Below are 20,442 nucleotides of genomic sequence, written 5' to 3' on the forward strand. Positions count from 1 at the left end.
AAAAACTTAAGAAAAGGATAAAGATTAAATCTAGGGCAGTTAATCTGTTATTTTAAAATGTTAAATAGTTTAGCTCCTTTTTATTTTGACAATAAAGAACAATGCCCTACGTTCTGCTAGTAGAGACGAAAAATAACAATGGTATCATTATTGCTGCTGTTGAATTATAAAAAATGAAATTATGAAAAGAATTCTTTTAGTAGCAGTATGTGTTTTGTTTAGCATTTCTGCATTTTCTCAAAAAGAAGCCGGTTTTGGTATAACTGGCGGACTTAATTATAGTGCTAATGGCGATTATTTTGAATCTGCCTCTAATGCTGCAGAAAATCCGGATAGAAATATAGGATACCATATTGGTATTTATGGTAAAGTTGGTGAACGCTTTTATCTAAGACCAGAATTATTATATACTAGGACAAAGTCTGATTATGATGGGGATAAGTTTAACATGAGTAAGTTAGATGCTCCTGTTCTTGTTGGTGCTAAAATAATTGGCCCATTACATGTTTTTGCAGGGCCAGCTTTTCAATATATATTAGATACTGATTTTGATGGTGTTACCATAAATGATGTAGAAAATGATTTTTCTGTAGGTTTACATATTGGAGCTGGAGTAAATTTAGGAAAACTAGGCATAGATGTACGCTATGAAAGAGGCTTAAGTAATAACGAAGCTAGTTTTATTAATACAAATATTACTAGTTTAGAAGCTAGCAGAATAGATGTTAGGCCAGATCAAATTATTTTAAATCTATCTATTAAATTATAATTATACCTTATTAAAATATAAATAAAACGCCTGTTATAATATTATAACAGGCGTTTTATTAGTTAGTAAGAGTTCTATAATAAGATTATGGTTGCCTTACTTCTACTTCTAACATATCAAAATTATCTAACCAAAGTTTTTGCACTATAGCATCTTCTTGGCCTGTATTTTTAACATTAACATCTAATCTACCACCACTTATTTCATCAGCAACTACAACAGTAGGAAGAGTTATTTTAACCCAGGTACCTCTTGTTATTCCTGATAAATCAAAAATAAAGGTTTCTGGAATAGTTGTAAAATTATATTCTATTGAAGTCATCGTATTTCCAGGCTCTAAATACACCCAAACAGATGGTTTATAAGATCCTACTGGAATAGCTGGTAACGCTCCAAAACCTGCTCCTTGTAATCTAGCTAAATTTGGAATACCTGTTGCTGGAGTTTCAAATTTCATAGAACTATTTCCATCTTTCATAAAAGTTTCATCTCTCCAATAATATAATGGTCCTGCTACTGAATTTCCATTATGTTGTGCAAAATGACCAGAAGTATTTGCTAGTTTATATAAGTTTCCAGACACATAAGGTTTTTCATATCCTGAAAACTCTGCATCCATAACTCCAACAAAATCAGATTTTAATTCTACTGGCCCAAAATTTTCTAAAATTCTCTCATCTACAGACGTTATGTTTCCTCCTGTAAAAGAAACCTCAACTTCATCTGAATTATATACTCGTTCCGCTAAAGTAAGCTCTATTATTGTGGCATCATCAGCATTTATTACTACAGATTGCACAGCAATATCTTGATCATATCCGGCATCTGCATTAGTTACATGAACCGTAAAATTATCTGCTTGCCCTAAAACAGATGCTACTTCTCCAGTTACAGGAAAAGATAACACTGTTTCACTAACACGATTAATAAAGTCTCCATTAAATACAAAAGGTTTAGTAGAAGGAATTACTTTTATGTTTAAAGGAATTAATTTAGAAATTGTTTTTTTAGGAACAGTATCACCAGAACGTAAAGACTCCATCCAAGCTGTAAAATCTCCTAATTTATTATACTTTACAGCAAGAGTATCTGCACCTCCTTTTTCTGGAGCACCACCTTTTACATAAAACTGAACACCAGTTGGTCTTCCAATAGTAGATAAATCTATATACTGCAATTCATCTCCCGCTTCTATAGCGTATACCGGCCAAGAAGATTGATTATCTTTAGTTGGCATATCTGATGCATTTAAACGTAATACTTCTACACCATTATGAAGAATTTTACATTCTGGATTTAAATCGGCATAAACATCTACCACAAAAGTTTTATCTACAACCCATACATCTCCACTTTTCACAGATTCTGCAACAGAATCTTTATAGGTATTATACAATTTAACCTCTTGTAGCCCTGACTTTTGAAAAAGAACATTTATTCCATTTTCCTCTGAAGTATTTGCGTTGTTAAGAATAAATGATTCATAAATAGAATCGTTAGGTGTAAATTCTTTATTTAAAAATTTTGCAGAGGCCGGTATTGTCCATTTATGACTTACGGCATTTCTAGATAAATCTACATAAGAAATGTAATCATTAATATTTAGCACTTTTTCGCTTTCATCAAATTCATTACTAGAGTACCATGAAAAGCTAGAGAAATCTCCATAAGGAGCTTCGTAATCTTCTTCCTCACAACTTGTTGCGAATACTAAACTCAACAAGACTATTGAAATGGTTATTATTTTTTTCATTTTATCATTTTTATATTAATTAGACGATTGTTGGTTATTAAGAACCTCACTTAACGGTAATTCCCAATAAGCATGCAAATTATCTTGATAATTATTCGCAGCATCTACGTATTCCTTAATTGTAATTGTATTATCCGAAGTATCAGGGCTTATTCCTGGCTGAATTAAACTTTTAGGAAATTTTTTGCCATCAAGAGACACATACTCTATTAAGTTCCAATCTTGAGCAGCTAACTCTTCTAAACGAGATTTAGTTATCCCCCATCTTCTTAAATCTATATTACGTGTACTGTAACCCTCTACCGCCAATTCTAATGGTCTTTCCTTATGCATAATATGTTCCATTAGAGTAGTTGCATTATAATCTGTTGCTTCTAATTGTACTATTCCCCATCTCTTACGTATTGGGTTTATATAATTTAAAGCAGCACTAACATCTCCGCTATCTTGAAGAATACACTCTGCTAGCATTAAATACGCATCCGCAATTCTATCTACAATCACATTTTTACCAGATTTCCAGTTAATACCTAATACTAATGCCTCTGAAGTACTAATGTCATGGTTAGAATATTTTTTGAAGTTCGAAAATTTAGTATTTCCAAAACCATAAAAAGAATTTGCTTTAGGCTGTAAATAATATTCTTTATCTTCATCATTTACCACAGCTATTAACTGAGAACATCTTAAGGATACACTACGTAATTTTAACCCTCCAGAACCATCGTTTACAAAATTTCTGGCATCCGTAGCATCTAAAGTTTCATTTAAATATTCGTTCGTAAGCCATGCAGAAGGTATTACCCAAGAGTTTCCTCCTCCAATTTTTCCAGATTGTGGACCAAAATATCTTCCCCATCTATTATTAAAACTTTCTTCATCCCACTGGCTTTCTTCTGTTTGTTGCTTGTCAGAATAGTTTAGCTCAAAAATAGATTCGTCATTATAATCTCCTGCTTGCGTAAATAAGAGATTAACATCTTCCCCATCTAATAATCTATAACCATACTCAGAATTTTCTATAACATCTTTTAAATATGGAATAGCCTTATCATATTCACTAGAGTACAAATAGCTTTTTCCAAGATTAAACGCTGCATTACCAGCAGAAACTCTTGTTTTTTGTTCCCAAGAAGCTGGTAAATTATCATAAGCATATTTTAAATCTTCTCTAAAGAATACCATAACATCTTCTGAACTAGAAGTTGCTATAGAAAATTCTTCTGAACTTGCTGGAATAAAATCTCTAATAATTATTTTTCCCTCGTTATATGTAGAATGAAGATAAAAATGTGCTAGTCCTCTAAAGTAACGTGCTTGCGCCATTTGTTCTGTCCATTCTGGTTGACTTTTTAAATCGGCATTCATACCATTTAAACCATCTATAACTTGGTTTGCTCTAAATACTACTTGATATAAAGCATCCCATCTTTGTGTAAGTTCTTTATTGGTATTAGAAAACCTTTGTTGGTAAAAAGGGGTATAACTTCCTCTTGGGTTTCTTCTATCTGATGGGAATGCCATATCGCTAGTAAAAGCATCTACATCAAAAAACCAAATAAAATGATTTAACATTGCCCCGTACACAGAAGTAAGGTTATCATTAGATTCTGTTAGGGTAGACCAATAAACATCTGTAGAAACGCTATTAGGGTTAGTTTCCTCTAAAGAATCAGAACATGATTGAATAGAAACAAGCAAAACAATCATACTAATAATTTGTAATATATTTTTTTTCATGTTTACGTTTTTTATTAAAATGTAAGTTTAACTCCAAAAGTGTAAAGTGCAGATACTGGATATCTAGACACATCTAGGCCTCTTCTTGCCACATTGCTCCCTCCAACTTCTGGGTCATATCCTTTATAATTAGTAATAGTAATTGGGTTTTGTCCTGTTACATATACACGCAACTTAGAAATACCAATTTTATCAGAAACATCTTGCGGAAGTGTATACCCTAAAGTGATTAATTTAAGGCGTAAATAATCGCCTTTTTCTAACCAGTAATCTGTAGTACCTACATAATTAGCAGAACCACTTTTAGAATTACCTTGATATAATGGTATATTTGAAGTTGGGTTATTTGGTGTCCACATATTAACTAAATCTTGATGTCTACCGTTACTATATGTTGCAGCTCTTGTTCCATTTAAAATTTCTGAACCAACAGTACCAAACCAATTCATAGACATATCAAAGTTTTTATACATCCAGTTTAAATTAAAACCAATTTCAAAATCCGGTAAAGCACTTCCTTTATAAGTTCTATCTGCCACAGAAATATCCCCGTCTCCACTAGTATCTACATATATTAGATCTCCTAATTGGGCATTAGATCTTGAATTAAACTGTCTATATTCATCCAAGGTTTCTTGATCCTGTATAACCCCATTTGTTTCATATAAAAAGAAAGAACCTACTTCATATCCTTCTGCCAAAACACTCACTGCAGATGCTCCATCTCCAGAAATTAGGGTAGAATTAGAGTTATATATTAAATCTGCTCCAGCCATTTTGGTTATTTCATTTTCATTTTTAGAAAATGTAGCGTTTACACTTAATTTACTTTTCCCAATATCTGTTCTATACGTTGCTGCAAGCTCAAATCCTGTGTTTTGCATATCTCCAACATTAAGAGTTAAGCTATTATCATAATATGCTCCTGCAGAACCAGGTAAAGTAACTGGGAATAACATATCCTCTTTCTGAGTATCATAATAATCTGCTGTTAGGGTTAATTTGTTATTAAAGAAACCTAAATCAACTCCAACATTTTTGGATACAGATGTTTCCCATTTTACGTTTGAGTTTGCATAAGATAAAACCGCTGTTCCAAAATTTACATCTCCATCGTTTTCATCAAAAATATAATCCCTACTTTGTTCTATAGTACTTGCGTACTCATAGTCTGGAAAACTATCATTTCCAATTTCTCCATAACTAGCTCTAATTTTAAAAGCATTAAAAATAGGGTCTAAAGATTCCCAAAAATTTTCATCAGAAATATTCCAACCTGCAGAAACTGATGGAAAAACTCCCCATCTATTACCCGGTGCAAATTTTGATGAACCATCTCTACGTATTACACCTTGTAAAAGATACTTTCCCTTATAATCATACCTTACCCTTCCAAGCATACCAATTAACGATCTTTTATAATTATCTAATTGGTTATATGCATCTGGATTTACAGTGGTGCCATTTAAGATTTCTATATTGTTATTAGCAACTCCTTGTTTATATGCTGTAAAATTTTCAAAACTATCTTCATCTAAAGACAAAGTTGTAAGTGCATTTACATTATGATTACCAAACTTTTTACTGTAGTTAAGACTACCATCCCATGAAAACTTAGTAGTTCTTGTTGTATTATTTAGCACCCAACTTTTTGTAGGGTCTACTTCACTAGAATTATCTGTAATATCTATTACTTCATACCTAGGAACAAACTCATTTCTAATATTATGAACAATAGCTGTACCAACTCTTGACGTAAAACTTAAGGATTTTGTTAAATCTCTACTAACACTCAAGCTACCATTAATACGATCACTATTTCTATTATCTTTTTTCTTAAGTGCTGATGCTAATATATTTAGAGGCGTTGTAACTCCTCCACTACCGTCAGTAAAAACTACATCTGAATCTGGATCTACTTCTGGAAAATACGGAGCATACCTTTGCGCGTTTACAATTAAACCTTCGCTTGTTACGCTACGATCTTCTAAAGAGAATGCTATACTCCCATTAATTCTCCAATGATCAGACGAATAACTTGTACTAGCACGAGCATTATACCTCTTAAATCCAGAATTAATTAAAGTACCTTCTTGGTTAAAATAACCAACAACAGCATTATAAGAAAAATCTTTTGAGCCTCCTGTTATGTTTAAATTATGTTGCGTAGTAGCAGCATTATCTACTAATACATAATCATCAAATTTATTATCATTATTTAACCACTCTGGATTGTTCACAGGTCCTGGATCAAAATTATTAACTGTATAGTCAAATACATTTAAATTAAAAGATAATTGATCCTGAGTATTCATTAAAGGAACTCCTTCTCCTAATCTTTGTATTCCATAAGAGGTATCAAAAGTAACAGAGACTTTACCTTCTTTTCCTTTTTTAGTTGTAATTAATATTACACCTGCCGCACCACGAGTACCGTATACAGCTGTAGAAGCAGCATCTTTTAAAACATCTATTGTTTCAATTTCATTTGGGCTTAATCTAGGATCTCCATTTTGTGGAATACCATCTACAACAAATAATGGTGTATTTGTTCCACTTAAAGAAGTAACACCCCTAATTTGTATACTTGAAGATTCTCCAGGAGCACCACTACCAGAAACAACACTTACACCAGCAATTTGTCCTTGTAATGTAGATGCTAAATCTGAACTCACAAAATTCTCAATAGCTTCTGCTTTTACTTGAGCAACAGCTCCTGTTAATTCTTTTTTCTTTACAGTACCATATCCAATTACAACTACCTCTTCTAATTCTGAAGCATCAACCTCTATGTTTACATTTATAGTTGTCTTACCGTTTATTGCAACCGTTTTTCTCTTATATCCTATATAAGAAAAGTTTAGGCTACCTGAAGTATTAGACACTTTTATACTATAATTCCCATCAAAATCTGTTACCACTCCATTATTGGTTCCTTTTTCAACAACATTAGCCCCCGGAAGTGGCAACCCATCTTCGGCACTTAAAACAGTACCATTAATAGTAGTTTCTTGAGCTTTCAAATTATTTACTCCTAATAAAAGAAGTAACATAAGTAACAATGCTCCTTTAGGCCTTGTTACCAAGCTATTCATATTCTTTTTTATTTTCATTTAGTTAGTTTTTATTGTTTTTTTTTAAATATAACAGTAGGCTACTTTACTTCTTTTATTATCATTTATAAGGAAGTAGTACTATTTATTAATGTAATTTATTATTGCTCCTTTCTTTCATTACAATGTTTTTCATTAGTTTAAGTTTAGTTTATTTTTTTAAAGAAAATATGCCATCATATTTTGCCTCTTTTTTGAAACAAAATGTATTTATCTACCGACAATTTTTTAACATAAATTTCACTTTATAAAATTTGAATTTTTATAAAATAAAATTGTATACACTAGTAAATAAAATGTATTTAGTAGTAAATAAAAGCTTTAAACCTAACACATAATACTGATTAACAGTACTTTAAAAAAAATATTGTAATATTTAAAAAAGAGTGAAAAAGAGCACTCGAAAGTACTTATAGGAAAAAAATTAACAAAAATTAACATTTAATAGAGGAATTTAATAACAAACAGTTCTCTGATATTTGTTTTAATAATTATGGTAATAGTCTAGTTCCTATTTTTGATGATTAGGGTTTAAAATTGGCATTTGTGCATTTACTTTAACCAACCAATTATCTAGATCTAGCTGTAGTTCTTCTTTTTTATCTAGAAATGATATTACTAAATTATTTTTTTCGCCAATATCTTTTTTTAGGTTATATAACTCAAAAATATCATTTTCATAAGTGTGTATAAGTTTCCAATCCCCTTTACGAATAGCACTATAAGGAGTAGCCCCTTGCTTATGATAATGCGGGTAATGCCAATATATAGCCTTTCTTTCTAATTCCTTATTAGTTGTCATAAGATCTACAAGACTTTCTCCCTCTAGCTTCTTTTTAACCTTAACAGGAACATCAACCTCTGCCAACTCTAGCAAAGTAGGGTAGTAATCTAAAGAGATTATTGGTGTTTCATTAACTGTATTTGCTTTTGTAACCCCAGGCGATATTATAATATTTGGTACGCGAACACCGCCTTCATAAATCTGTCCTTTTCCTCCTTTTAAAGGATAGTTATTTGTTATCTTATTTTCGCCTTGGCCAACTAAACCTCCATTATCCGAAGTAAAAATTATAATTGTATTATCTAATAAACCATTTTCTTTTAATTGTTGCATTACTTTACCAACAGCATCATCCATATGTTCTACCATAGCTGCATAAACAGGATTCTTTTGATGCTTATTATCATCGACTAAAACTTTATACTTTTCAATCTTTTCCTTTTTCGCTTGTATAGGTTTATGCACATTATAAAACCAAAAATTAAGAAAAAACGGAGTTTTTTTATTTTTTTCAATAAACGAGCAAGCCTCTTTCGTTAATCTTTCGGTTAAATACTCTCCTTCTATACCGTCTTTTAATCTTGGGTTTCCATAAGGAGAAAAATAACCATTAGAGAGCATTTTTTTGTTCTTATTGGGTGCTCCTTTTGCCCACCCACCTTTGTTTACAGTAAATCCATTATTCTCTGGCCAATACGCATTTTTTTCTCCCAAGTGCCATTTTCCGAAATGTCCCGTAATATAACCAGCATCTTTAAAAGATTCGGCCATTGTATACTCTGTAGTATCCATATACATGGTCCATTCTGGAATTTTTAATTTAGCATTTGGAACTTTATGCCCTTCTATCCAATCTGTACATTTTATTGTTGCAGGATATTTCCCAGTCATTATACTTGCTCTAGTAGGAGAACATACAGTACAAGCAGCATAACCATTTATAAATTTTATTCCTGATGCTGCTAGCTTATCTATATTGGGTGTTTGGTAAAAGTCACTACCATAGCAAGAAAGATCTGAATATCCCAAATCATCTACTAAAAAGAAAACTACATTTGGTTTTTGCTTTTTAACTTCTATACTTTTGGCTCTTTCTTTACATGAAAAGGAAAATATTATAATAAATACGGCTACTGCTATTTTACTTTTCATATAAATTTCTTATCCTTTAAAGGTAAAATACTTTCAAAACAAAAATGTTTCTAACAGTATATTAAATGTATTCTATAATAAGAATTTTAATTTAATCTATTGTCCAGCTAATTTTCATAAAAGACGAATTATTTTTTTGTTAGGTTTTAGTTCTACTAAATGAAAAATACATTTAGCATATATGATTAACTATTGGCCCATTTTTTCACAAAACTTAAAGTCTATTGTCTAATATTTTTTTAAGCTTCATTACTGTCTTTGGTTGTGTTTTAGCAAGATTATTTATTTCATAAGGGTCCTTGTAGTGATTATACAATTCAAAATTTCGATTTTTATGTGCTATAAGTCTATATTTACCTGTTCTTATAGTATTTGCCTTCGTATTATAACTAACAGCTATATGTCCTTTTTTATTATATTTTTTAAGTTGGGGCTTTAAAGATTTCCCTTTTACAAAAGATGGAGTTTCTATAGTTGTTAAATCGCATAAAGTAGGAAACACATCTACAGTTTCTACAATTCCAAAATTACTTTTTCCTTTATTTTTTATACCTGGATATGAAATTATTAATGGAGAATGTAATCCTTCTTCAAACAAATTATGTTTCCCCCAAATGGCATGCTCTCCTAAATTCCAACCATGATCTCCCCATAAAACAATTATAGTATTCTTATCTGCTCCTGTTTCTTTTAATTTAGATAAAATTCGTCCTACTTGTGCATCTGCATAACTTACACATGCAGCATAATGTTTTCTTACTTCTATAGCAAACTCTTTATCTTCATTAGGGTTTTTACCCCAACGATTATATTTCATAAATTCACCAGATTCATGCCATGTAGAAATTCCTTTAGGCTTTTCTTGGCTAGAAATATCTGGCAATTTAACATCTGCATATAAATTAAAATATTTTTTTGGCGCTCCAAATGGCAAGTGCGGCTTTATAATACCAACTGCAAGAAAGAATGGTTTTTCATTATTAGAAGTTAAACTTTCTAACTGCTTAATGGCTTCATTTGTAATATGTCCATCAGGATATATAGTATCAGGACCTTCAACGGTTTGAAATACATCCATATCCCCAGCTTTAATTCTAATTTCTCCATTTGCTAAACCATGCATTGTTCCTCTAGGATGTTGCCATTCCGTTACTGGCATTATGTGCTTATCCCAAGCATTTGGCATTTCAATTACATTGTTATCATTCCAATCTTTTCCTCCTCTACCTCCCGGGTGGTGTGATACCTTCCCTACGGAAACTGTGGTATATCCATTTTGTCTAAACCATTCGGGCATACTTGGATGCATTACATTAGGTTCTTTTTTAATCTTTTTTGATCGAAGAAATAAAGCATCATTTTTTGGAGGTCCATAAATACCTGTTAATAAAGTGTATCTAGATGGGCCACAACTTGGAGCGTTAACATAGTGATTTTGAAAAGCTCTTCCTTCATTAACTAATTTATCTATATTCGGAGATTTTATATAGGAAGCTCCAAAAGAACCCAACTCTGGTCTTAAATCATCCACACAAATAAGTAAAATATTTTTCTTTTTACTTATTTGTCCATTTAATAGAATTGTAAATCCTAACATTAAAATAGAGGATAAAATTATTCTGTTTTGCATTTTAAGTTTTATTATGTTATTTTCTAGACTCACATGAAAACACCGCTTAGTCTAAACTACTAAGAACAGTTAACTATTCTTTTATTTCCCAAATTTTAAAATTATCAAAAGCTATAGTATCGCCTATTACTGTAGGTCCAAATTTATTTAAGGTAGGGTGCATAATTCCTTCAGATTTTATTTGTGCAATTACATCTCCTATTTTACACTCTAAAATATCTTCCTTTTTAGTTATTACAACATGATAAAATTTCCCTTCTTCAAAAACCATTTTAGCTTCCGAAAGCTTAGAGTTTAAAAACTCTTTAAGTTCTAATTTCTTTTTAGGGTTGTCTTTTATTTTATCTCTAATTTCTAAATTCATAGTTCCTGTTTTATCATCCTGAACTTTAAAACCTTTTTTATTAAATGAAATTCTAGAAATATGTCCTGCCCAAACAGATTTACATAGACTATCATCCATTACAATATTTAAACGGTTTGCTCCATTAAACATTAAATCGAATTCAATAATAACATCCGAAAAACTAAATAAAGCTCTAGCAACAGAGCCGTGCCCTGCGTTTTTTAATTCTTTAGCTACAAGTGTACCCTTATCTATATAGAAAGCATTTGTAAACTTTTCTTTAATCTGCCATTTGTCATCTATATTTTCTCTTTCAAAATCATCTGAAAAAAGAAGTTCTCCTTTTTTACAATCTAAAGGGGTAATTACCTTAGATTGTGCATATACAAAAGTTGTAAAAACTAATAATATTATAAAATGTTTTATTTTATACATAACAGTAATTATTTTTTTTAGGAGATATACTTTACAAAGTTTATAGAGTATCTTGATACTTTATATCACAAATCTCTTAAAAACTAAAACGAATAACTTTTTAACTAAATTTTCGTTTTACATTTTTCAGTTATTGGCTATTTAAATCCTGTAAACTCAATATCTATAAAGCGGAAAAGCCCACAAGAAACCTTTATTTGTAACTCTCCGTTAGCATTAGGAGTAAACTCTTCTCCGCTCAGTAAGTCCGTAACTTTTATAGGAACTACAGTATTAAATTGAATGGTTACCTCTCTATCGTCAGGATTTAAATATCCTCCATCTATAAGCGTTAATCTTAAATGTTTGGGTGATGATTGCGCCACAACCCAAGCAACATCTCCAGAAACAGTTAAAGGAAGTTTTTTAGCATTGTCTTTAATATCCTTTGCAATTACCTTGTAATATTCATTGGCCTTATATGTTTGTGTACCATCTGCAGAATAGTAATTTCTACCATCTGTATAATACTCTTTCATTATATTTTTATACATAGGATGCAAATGCGATGTTAAGGTTCCTCTTTTAGCTTTTTTATCTGCATATATACCATTTTGAGGAGGTGTTAATAATACTAGTCCATTGGTATAGGTTGGTAAAAAGTTTAACCTACGGTCTTGTACACCCCCAGCATATTTAGAGAAATCCCATTCCGTTACTGGAGCTCCTGGCCAAGAACCATTTAAGTGGCTAAAAACTAAAGGGTTGTTTTTTTCTTTTTCTTCATCATAAAATGTAGTCCATTTGGCATTACTACTTTCTTCTAAATAATGCTTATCTGGTGATAGCATACCTAAATTTACTGGGGAAAAACTAAGAATTTCAGAGCGCTTAGGCACATACAAAGCTCCTTTTGCTATTAACTCCCACAACAAACTCATGTACTCTTGGTCTACATTAAAATTATCTAAGTATTGCGCTCCGCTAGAAACGTGGTATATCATATTTCGTAAAAAATGATTTGGTAACATTTGATGCGAATGCTGTCTTAATCTATCTAAACTAGGATTATCCCTTGCACACCTAGAGCCCCAACTATCGGTTGCGCCACTTGTCCATATTCCCAATCTTCCTGCAATACTTAAATCCATAGATTTATCTGTAGTCTCTTCCATCGCTGGAACAAAAACATCTGAAAATTCACCTGAAACTAATCTAGACCAAGTAGGCAAGTATACATTTGCTTGCCAAAAAGCATGCTTTGTACGCACATAAATATTGGCATTTGTTTCTCTTGCGTGTTTTGCTAATGGATAGAAATAATCTTCCATTACATAATTAAAATTATCTGAATGGTCTTCTAACTCTGGGAAAATAAGAACTGTTTTTTTTCCTTTTGCAGCATTTAAAACTTTTTTAGTTGTACTTAATTGATACATATAAGGATCATTACCATGCCCTCCCCAATATGCAATACCAGGACCCCCCTTGTATTTTGAAGTTATCTTTTTTATTACCTGATCCTGAGAAAGAATATATTTCATCCTTCTATCTCTGCGATCTCTATATTTTTCATTTTCGATAGAAGAACGATCCCATTTTTCTTTATCACTACCTGATCTATTTAAAAATACTGGGCTTTTATAATTCTCCTTAATATCATCTACTAACGTTTTAATAGAGGGAGGCACACCTTCAGACATTAAATATACTGGCAATGGTTTGCGTTCTTCAATTGGTGCCGTAAACACATTTAATTGTTCTTTTACCTCTTTAGTATTTGCTATAATACTTGCTATTTTTCCTTTAGGTATAAGGTTTTCATATGCCTGTTTCCAATTAGGTTTGTTAGGATTAAGGACATAAATTTCACTACCACCACTCTGTATACTTGCCAGAATGATATTCCCTTTACCATCCTTCCACATATCATTAAAGGAATATTTAGATACTAAAACTTCTGTTTTTTCTAAATTAAAATCCAACGGCACTAGTAAAATTCTAGAACCAAATAACACAAAGTAACTTTGTTTTCCATTCTGGGTAATTATTTCTGGCTGTGTAACGCGGTAACCAAAACGGTCAATCTTTTTTTTAATCTTACTTATTTCAAATAATTCTTGTTCATACGTTTCTAAATCCACCTTTAACAAACTAGATTCATGAATCATTGTGCTAGAACCCGCTATTATTTCCTGGTCACCATCCAAACCAACATCTACAACTTTAAGCTCTCCCAACAATCTTTTTCCTTCTAGGTCAATGGTTTTAAAAGGTTTCTCATCTAGAGGATGGAATAAATACAAGGAACCTCTTGCCTGTATAGACATGGTATGATTTACTCCTTGAACTGCCAAAACCTCTGAACCATCTGCCTTTTTAATAGTTCTTATAAAGTTAGATATATGCGCATTACCCGTTGGAACTTCTTTAGAATTTGCACCTTTCGCTTTCTCTACAGAATAATCTTTAGAGGCTATTGTTTTTAGTAAGTCCCCAGAAGAGGATAGATAATAGATATTCTTATCATAACCACCACAAACTATATAGGGTGTTTTATCTTTCGTTATAACAGTTACCGCATACATCGGTGCATTGTTTTCACGGAATTTCCAAAGTAACTCCCCTTTATAATTTAAACAATATAAATTCCCATCGGCATTTGCTGCAAAAATTTCATCTCTACCATCATTAGTAACATCGGCACACCATACATCATGATTCATAAAACCCGACAGCTTATTTTCCCATAACCTTTTTCCCTCGTAAGAAACAGCAATGATGGTTCCTTCATAGCTACTACCTAAAATAAAAGTTTGTTTTTTATTTTGTGCTGTACGGACTTTAGAAATAGTTAAACCTGTTTCAAATTGTTCTATGGAATTAAAATCTTGTTTTTGAAAACCATATACGTGGTTTAACAAAATACTTAGAGTAAAAACTAAAGCTAATTTTATTTTCATTTTTTTATACTTTACACTTTTGTCTTCTGTATTTTTTTCTAATATGCTAGATCAATAAAACGCAAAGATCCAGCCGGCACTTTTAGTAAAACCGAATTATTAATTACTTCTAAATTTTCTTTACTTAAAATATCTACAACAGATGTAGGCACTTTATTCTTAAAAGTAACGGTTACGTTTCTTTCCTGGGGATCTAAATAACCCGGATCTATTAGAATTACCCTAGTATGGGTGGCATCTAATTTAATAGCACTCCAAGAAGCTCCAGAAACTAAAACAGGTAATGTACTCCCTCCTTCTTTTACAGCTTCTTCTAAAAATGGCTTAAACTCTTTAGCAGCATGCTGTTTATTATTGACATATTCATACTTGCCGTCGCTAATTGTAAATGGAATTTCCTTTTTTTCTAATTGCGCCTGATAGTCTACAGAGCTAATTGGCACCATACCATTTGGCATTACAGGTAAATAATTTGTCCATCTATAATCTACACCTAATGCCACTTTAGAAAAATCATGGTTGGGAACATTTGTCCCTGCCCAATGCATTTGTGCTACCGAAAACACGGCATTATCATCGTCCTTTTTATATTGTTTTAAACTATGGTGATTATCTACAGAATGCACCAATTTTTCATCTACATCTTTTATTAAATGCCATGAACCTATAGATAAAATATCATCCTTCTCTACTACTGGTAATACTCCCGATTTCATTAAAGCATATAACACATTCATACCTGGCTCTTCCAGAAATAATCCACTAAAATTTATTCCTATTCTAGCCCCATATGCTGCCATAAGCACCCCTTGTCTTAGGTAGGGAGAAACAGAACGCTGCCCCCCGGGACTATAAGGCCTCCAACTAGTTGGGTTATCATCTATTAATCGCATAGCAAAATCATTTATATAACCAGCAGAATGCATACCTACTCTCCCTGCTAAATTTACATCTTGTGTTCTAGAGCTTGTATCTTCCGATGCTGGTACTAAAATGTCTTTATACTCTCCAGAGAAGAACATTTCTTTCCATGGTGATAAATGAGAGGTTAATGCCCAAAACATATTTTTGTATCTAAAATATAATTTAGCCTTCCCGTTTTTACGTAATGCTTTTGCTAAACGCGGCATATAATCTTTTATAAAATGAATAACTCTTGGATCCTCCACATTATCCATTTCTGCATAGATAAATCCATAGCAAGTATTAGGAGCTACTTTTAACACCTCTTCTAAAGTTTCTATCCTAGTATAAAAAGGGTCATTTCCATGACCTGCCCAAAGAACAAATGGCTCTTTTTTAATTTCTTTTTGTTTGGCCCTATCTATAATTTCTTGTCTAGAAAGGTTATATTTTTTTCGCTTGTCTTTTTTTAGAGCTACGTCTCCCATTATTTTCACCAAATCATCTCTACTTGTATTCTCTGACCAAGTACCTTTATTTTCAATAAAAACAATAGCATTACCATTGAGTTCTTTAACCTCCTTAGGAATTTTATTCCCAGTAATCATCATCCAAGGTTTATCCGTTTGTTTTTGATATGAAGGCATTTTAAAGTGAAGAGCATCTTGGTACAATTCCTTAATATTAGAACTTACTTCATCCATTCTACCAATTCTCTCAGGGTTATTAGTGTACCAATTTGTATTTTTAAGAGAGAAAGAATAAACATCATTTCCACCACCTAAACTTCCAATAGCATACAATTTGTCATTCTTAGAGTCTAATACTAAATCACTATAGGTAGCTGATTTATATCTTTTTCCAATTTTATGAATTAAATTACCTTGTAAATCGCATGTATATAAAATACTACCTACTCTAAAAACAATCTCATCTCTATATGGTAATAAGCTTGTTCCTTGCGCATGGGCATATCTTTGTGTTCCTTTATTATCCGCCTTAAAGTTTACTAAAACATTAAAATCACCATCTAACCCCACAAAAAATCCTTTCCAAGAAATATCTCCAAAAAACAAAATATCGTCTTTCCCATCTTTATTAACATCTGCAATACTAATATCTGTAACCATTGTCTTGGTTAAGTCTTTTAAACTTTTTTCTCTTATAGAAACTTCTCTAATTACTTCTTTAGATTCTGGATTCACAATCCCCATAAACTCCCATCTAAATTTGTCATGGGCGTAAGTCATTACAAATAATGATTGCTCTCCTTTTTTTATAAAATTACCAGATTCTATTTTCCTAACTACTCCATTTATTTTTGTTTCTGAGACTAATTTACCGTTTGCGTTTAGTTCATACAATTTATAGTCATTTCCTCCAGCAAAAATTTGAATCTTACCTCTATTTTTAACTACAGCAACCTCATTAAACCTTACCTTATGTTCAGGGTTAAACTTCCACAATAATTCTCCAGAAGCGTCATAGGCATAAATATTGCCATCGCCGCTTGCTGCTATTACATCCTGATTATCATCTCCATTTATATCTGCAGCTATAATCTCGAACATTACTGCAGGAATTTCCGTTTTATTGCTCCATAGTTTCTTCCCTCCTGTTGTATAAGCAGAAAGGCATCCATCTAGTTCTGATAGATATAGAATACTTTCTCCATTAACTATTGCACTAACTCCATTTCGTAATCCGTTACCTTCTGTAACAAAATCTTGTGCCTTAACCAAAAAGGCCAAAAACAAACACAAGACATTAAGAATTCTATTTTTCATATTATTTAATTATATAAGCTTGCTTATTTTTTAAACCAGGTTCGTCATATTTCTTCATCTGGCTAAATAATTCTGTATGCATTTTTTTAGCAATTCCTTCATAATCTTTATGATTATAAAAGTTTACTAACTCATCTGGATCCACTTCCAAATCAAACAAATAAGGTTTTTCTTTTTTATCTAAAACCAACTTATATCTATTATTGACTGCAGAAACCCACCAACCGCCAGACTTAGCGAAATATGTAATCCTATCAGAAGTTATATTCTTTTTACTATTTAAAAAATCATCAGAAGTATCTAAACCATGAAAATTAGCATTACTCTTTATATCCATAATACTAAGAATTGTAGGTGCAAAATCTACATTAGTGTATGCTGTATTTATTACTTTTTTGGCTTTAATTTTATCTGGGTAACGAATTACAAAAGGAATTCTGGAAGAAGCCTCATAAGGCACTCCTTTATTACGCCTGTTATGCTCAAAAAACATATCGCCATGATCCGAAGTAAAAACAACAATAGTATTCTCTGATAAATTATTTTCTTCTAAAAAATCTAGAATGCGCCCTACACTATCATCTATATGACTAACCATTCCAAAATATTGGCGTAATGCTATTTTATTAAATTCTTTCCCTTCATTTTTATCCTTTTTATCTCCTTTTGCCCAAGAAGGTTTTATAGCGGTATATTCTGTAGCCATTGTTTTCGGGGCTTGCACATCCATGTCCTTATACATTGTATTATATGGAGGTTTTGCATAATCCGGTGTATGCGGGTCTGGAATAGAAAGCATTATGGCAAATGGCTTTGTTTTATCTCTTTCTAAAATCTCTAAAGTCTTATCGGTAAAATAATCTGTTAAATGCTCTACCTCTTCTTTTGGAAACTTCGCAGCCATTTTTTCATTTATTCCCTTAATACCGTCAGCAGTAATATGAAAGTAAGGTGCATGACCACCACGCATCATATATCTATTATCTTCAAACCCCGCTTTATATTTAATATTAAAAGTATATTTTGCATGTCCTGCTAAATGCCATTTACCGACGTAAGAAGTAGCATAACCTTGGTCTCTTAGAATGGTTGCAAAAGTTGGAATATCTTCACTAATATGAAGTCCATTTTTTGGCGCTCCCGTTGCTTGAGGATATAAGCCTGTAACTAGAGATGCTCTTGATGGTGTACATACGGGTGATGATGCGTAGTAACTAGTACAAATAGCACCCTCATTCGCTAACTTATCTATATTCGGGGTGGTAGAATTATTTCCTTTTCCCCATACGAAAGCCTGTTCTTCTGATAGTATTTTTTGATAACAGCTGAGCGTCCTAAAATTATGTTCATCTGTATGAATAATGATAAGATTGGGCTTTTTGTTACTTATTCCTTTTTGGGCTATACAGCCAGAAGTAACAACCAGACCTAACATTGCAAATATTTGCAAGACATTAATTTTCATATATTATTTATTTTAATGTGATATTTGAGTAATTTTAAATAATAAACTTTCTACTTTATTCTTACAAACACGACGCCATGAGACGGAACATTTGCTGAAAATTTATCTTGATATAATCCTATTTCTTTTTTACGCCAAACGTCGTATAAACTTCTAGAACCTACTAACCCAGCCTTATCCCAATCTAGGGTTATTACTTGGTCTTCCTTTTTCAGGTTAAATAAACCAACCGCCTTCTCTCCATTAGAAAGTTCTTTTACCACTATCTCCATGTGCTCATCATGAAATATAGTTTTACCCGGAATTGCTACTTCATCTTGGTGAACATCTAAGACCTCAGAGTTTGTTAATAAATTCAAAGTAAAATCATCCATGGTTTCAATAGGACACCCTATAAGCATTGGTGCTGCCCATAAAGCCCAAAGAGAAACATGCGAGTATTGTTCATCTGCGGTTAAACGAGAAGGTTGTAATTTTCCGGCTCCATTTACATCACCAACCACCAACATATCTGGATCGGGAAAATGACCTGGGCCTCCTGCAAATCCATTTTCCATCCAATCTCTATGTGCTACCCATTCATCCCGTATACTCTTATGAGAACCCTTTCCGTCCCAACGATCTTTTAAATCTCCAAAAGTTCTAAAGCAATTAACTTCTTCTCCAAAAAGAGTTGCATTTTCTATAGGAGCTGTATTAGATAAAGAATACACAATATCCCTACCGCTATTTTTTAAGGCATTCGCCATTCTAATGGTACTCGCGGGTTCGTTAGGGTTCCAATCGTACTTTAAATAATCTACACCCCATTCTCCCCATTGTTTAGCATCTTCTTCATCAAAAGTATATTTTGCCACTCTTGTATATGTCCTTTTGTTTCTAAGTTTTTTATCGTTCATCGTTTGGTCCCAGTATCCATTTTCAGAATCACTAGACCCACCTATATAACCAGCATATGTAGTGACCCACGGAGAAGAGTAAATACCTACTTTTAGTCCCATCTCATGGATTTCGTTACACAAAGATTCCATATCTGGAAATTTTATAGAATCGGATAGAATGGCATTAAATTCTCCCCCTCTATGAGACTGCCAAGCATCGTCTATATTAACATAAGACCAACCGTAATTTTTTAGTCCTTTACTTACCATACTCTTGGCAGATGCAATTACATTTTCTTGTGTAACTGTTGCCCCCCAGCAGTTCCAGCTATTCCATCCTAAAGGAGGTGTTAAACATATAGTTTGCCCCACCACAATTTTAAATGATTTTTTAGTGTTTCCTAATGCATTGGATGCTATGAGCGAAACTTGATATTCTTTTTCGTTTATATCCTTAATTTCTCCGCTAATAACTCCTGTACTTTTATTAACAGACAAGCCCTCTGGAAGATTTTCTGCACTAAACTCTATAGGGCGTTTTCCTGTTGCAGGAATTGTATATAAAAAGGGGGAACTAGGGCGAACTCCAAATATTTTTGGTCCATTTATTTTTACATTTACATCTTCTTTAGGCGTTAAAATATATTTTCCTTCCCCATATTCTGGTTTATATATTTCTGTACTTACAGACGGCTTACAAGCAGTTACAACAAGAATAATAAGTAGTATAATTTTTTTCATA

The 20,442-nt window shown here is 32.3% G+C and carries 11 protein-coding genes; 1 reads left to right on the forward strand and 10 read right to left on the reverse strand.

What is annotated here, in order from left to right; translation table 11 throughout:
• The first annotated feature begins 181 nt into the window (after nucleotides 1-181).
• A complete protein-coding gene (locus CLV91_RS11090; protein ID WP_121067935.1) occupies nucleotides 182-769 on the forward strand; it encodes a porin family protein in 588 nt (195 codons plus the stop codon).
• Nucleotides 770-854: 85 nt separating this feature from the next.
• On the opposite strand, the gene CLV91_RS11095 is transcribed toward CLV91_RS11090, so the two are convergent.
• The 10 genes from CLV91_RS11095 to CLV91_RS11140 form a co-directional block, all read right to left on the reverse strand.
• Nucleotides 855-2,522 (reverse strand): SwmB domain-containing protein, encoded by a 1,668-nt coding sequence (locus CLV91_RS11095; RefSeq protein ID WP_147406416.1) that lies wholly within the window; start codon nucleotides 2,520-2,522, stop codon nucleotides 855-857.
• 15 nt (nucleotides 2,523-2,537) lie between these two features.
• On the reverse strand, nucleotides 2,538-4,262 hold the full coding sequence (locus CLV91_RS11100) for a RagB/SusD family nutrient uptake outer membrane protein (RefSeq protein WP_121067939.1): 1,725 nt from the start codon (nucleotides 4,260-4,262) through the stop codon (nucleotides 2,538-2,540).
• 14 nt (nucleotides 4,263-4,276) lie between these two features.
• On the reverse strand, nucleotides 4,277-7,375 hold the full coding sequence (locus CLV91_RS11105) for a SusC/RagA family TonB-linked outer membrane protein (protein ID WP_245987182.1): 3,099 nt from the start codon (nucleotides 7,373-7,375) through the stop codon (nucleotides 4,277-4,279).
• Between the two features lie 511 nt (nucleotides 7,376-7,886).
• On the reverse strand, nucleotides 7,887-9,311 hold the full coding sequence (locus CLV91_RS11110; protein ID WP_121067941.1) for a sulfatase: 1,425 nt from the start codon (nucleotides 9,309-9,311) through the stop codon (nucleotides 7,887-7,889).
• 214 nt (nucleotides 9,312-9,525) lie between these two features.
• Nucleotides 9,526-10,941 (reverse strand): sulfatase, encoded by a 1,416-nt coding sequence (locus tag CLV91_RS11115; RefSeq protein ID WP_121067943.1) that lies wholly within the window; start codon nucleotides 10,939-10,941, stop codon nucleotides 9,526-9,528.
• 73 nt (nucleotides 10,942-11,014) lie between these two features.
• Nucleotides 11,015-11,722, reverse strand: coding sequence for a hypothetical protein (locus CLV91_RS11120; protein ID WP_121067945.1), 708 nt, complete (start codon nucleotides 11,720-11,722; stop codon nucleotides 11,015-11,017).
• A gap of 137 nt (nucleotides 11,723-11,859) precedes the next feature.
• Nucleotides 11,860-14,664, reverse strand: coding sequence for a PQQ-binding-like beta-propeller repeat protein (locus CLV91_RS11125; RefSeq protein ID WP_121067947.1), 2,805 nt, complete (start codon nucleotides 14,662-14,664; stop codon nucleotides 11,860-11,862).
• A 38-nt stretch (nucleotides 14,665-14,702) separates the two neighbouring features.
• On the reverse strand, nucleotides 14,703-17,354 hold the full coding sequence (locus CLV91_RS11130; protein WP_121067949.1) for a PQQ-binding-like beta-propeller repeat protein: 2,652 nt from the start codon (nucleotides 17,352-17,354) through the stop codon (nucleotides 14,703-14,705).
• Nucleotide 17,355: 1 nt separating this feature from the next.
• A complete protein-coding gene (locus CLV91_RS11135; RefSeq protein ID WP_121067951.1) occupies nucleotides 17,356-18,819 on the reverse strand; it encodes a sulfatase family protein in 1,464 nt (487 codons plus the stop codon).
• A 50-nt stretch (nucleotides 18,820-18,869) separates the two neighbouring features.
• Nucleotides 18,870-20,441 carry a putative Ig domain-containing protein gene (locus CLV91_RS11140; protein WP_121067953.1) on the reverse strand — a complete coding sequence of 524 codons (1,572 nt, stop codon included), beginning with the start codon at nucleotides 20,439-20,441 and terminating at the stop codon, nucleotides 18,870-18,872.
• Nucleotide 20,442 lies beyond the last annotated feature (1 nt).

Source organism: Maribacter vaceletii, assembly GCF_003634105.1.
Taxonomy (GTDB): domain Bacteria; phylum Bacteroidota; class Bacteroidia; order Flavobacteriales; family Flavobacteriaceae; genus Maribacter_B; species Maribacter_B vaceletii.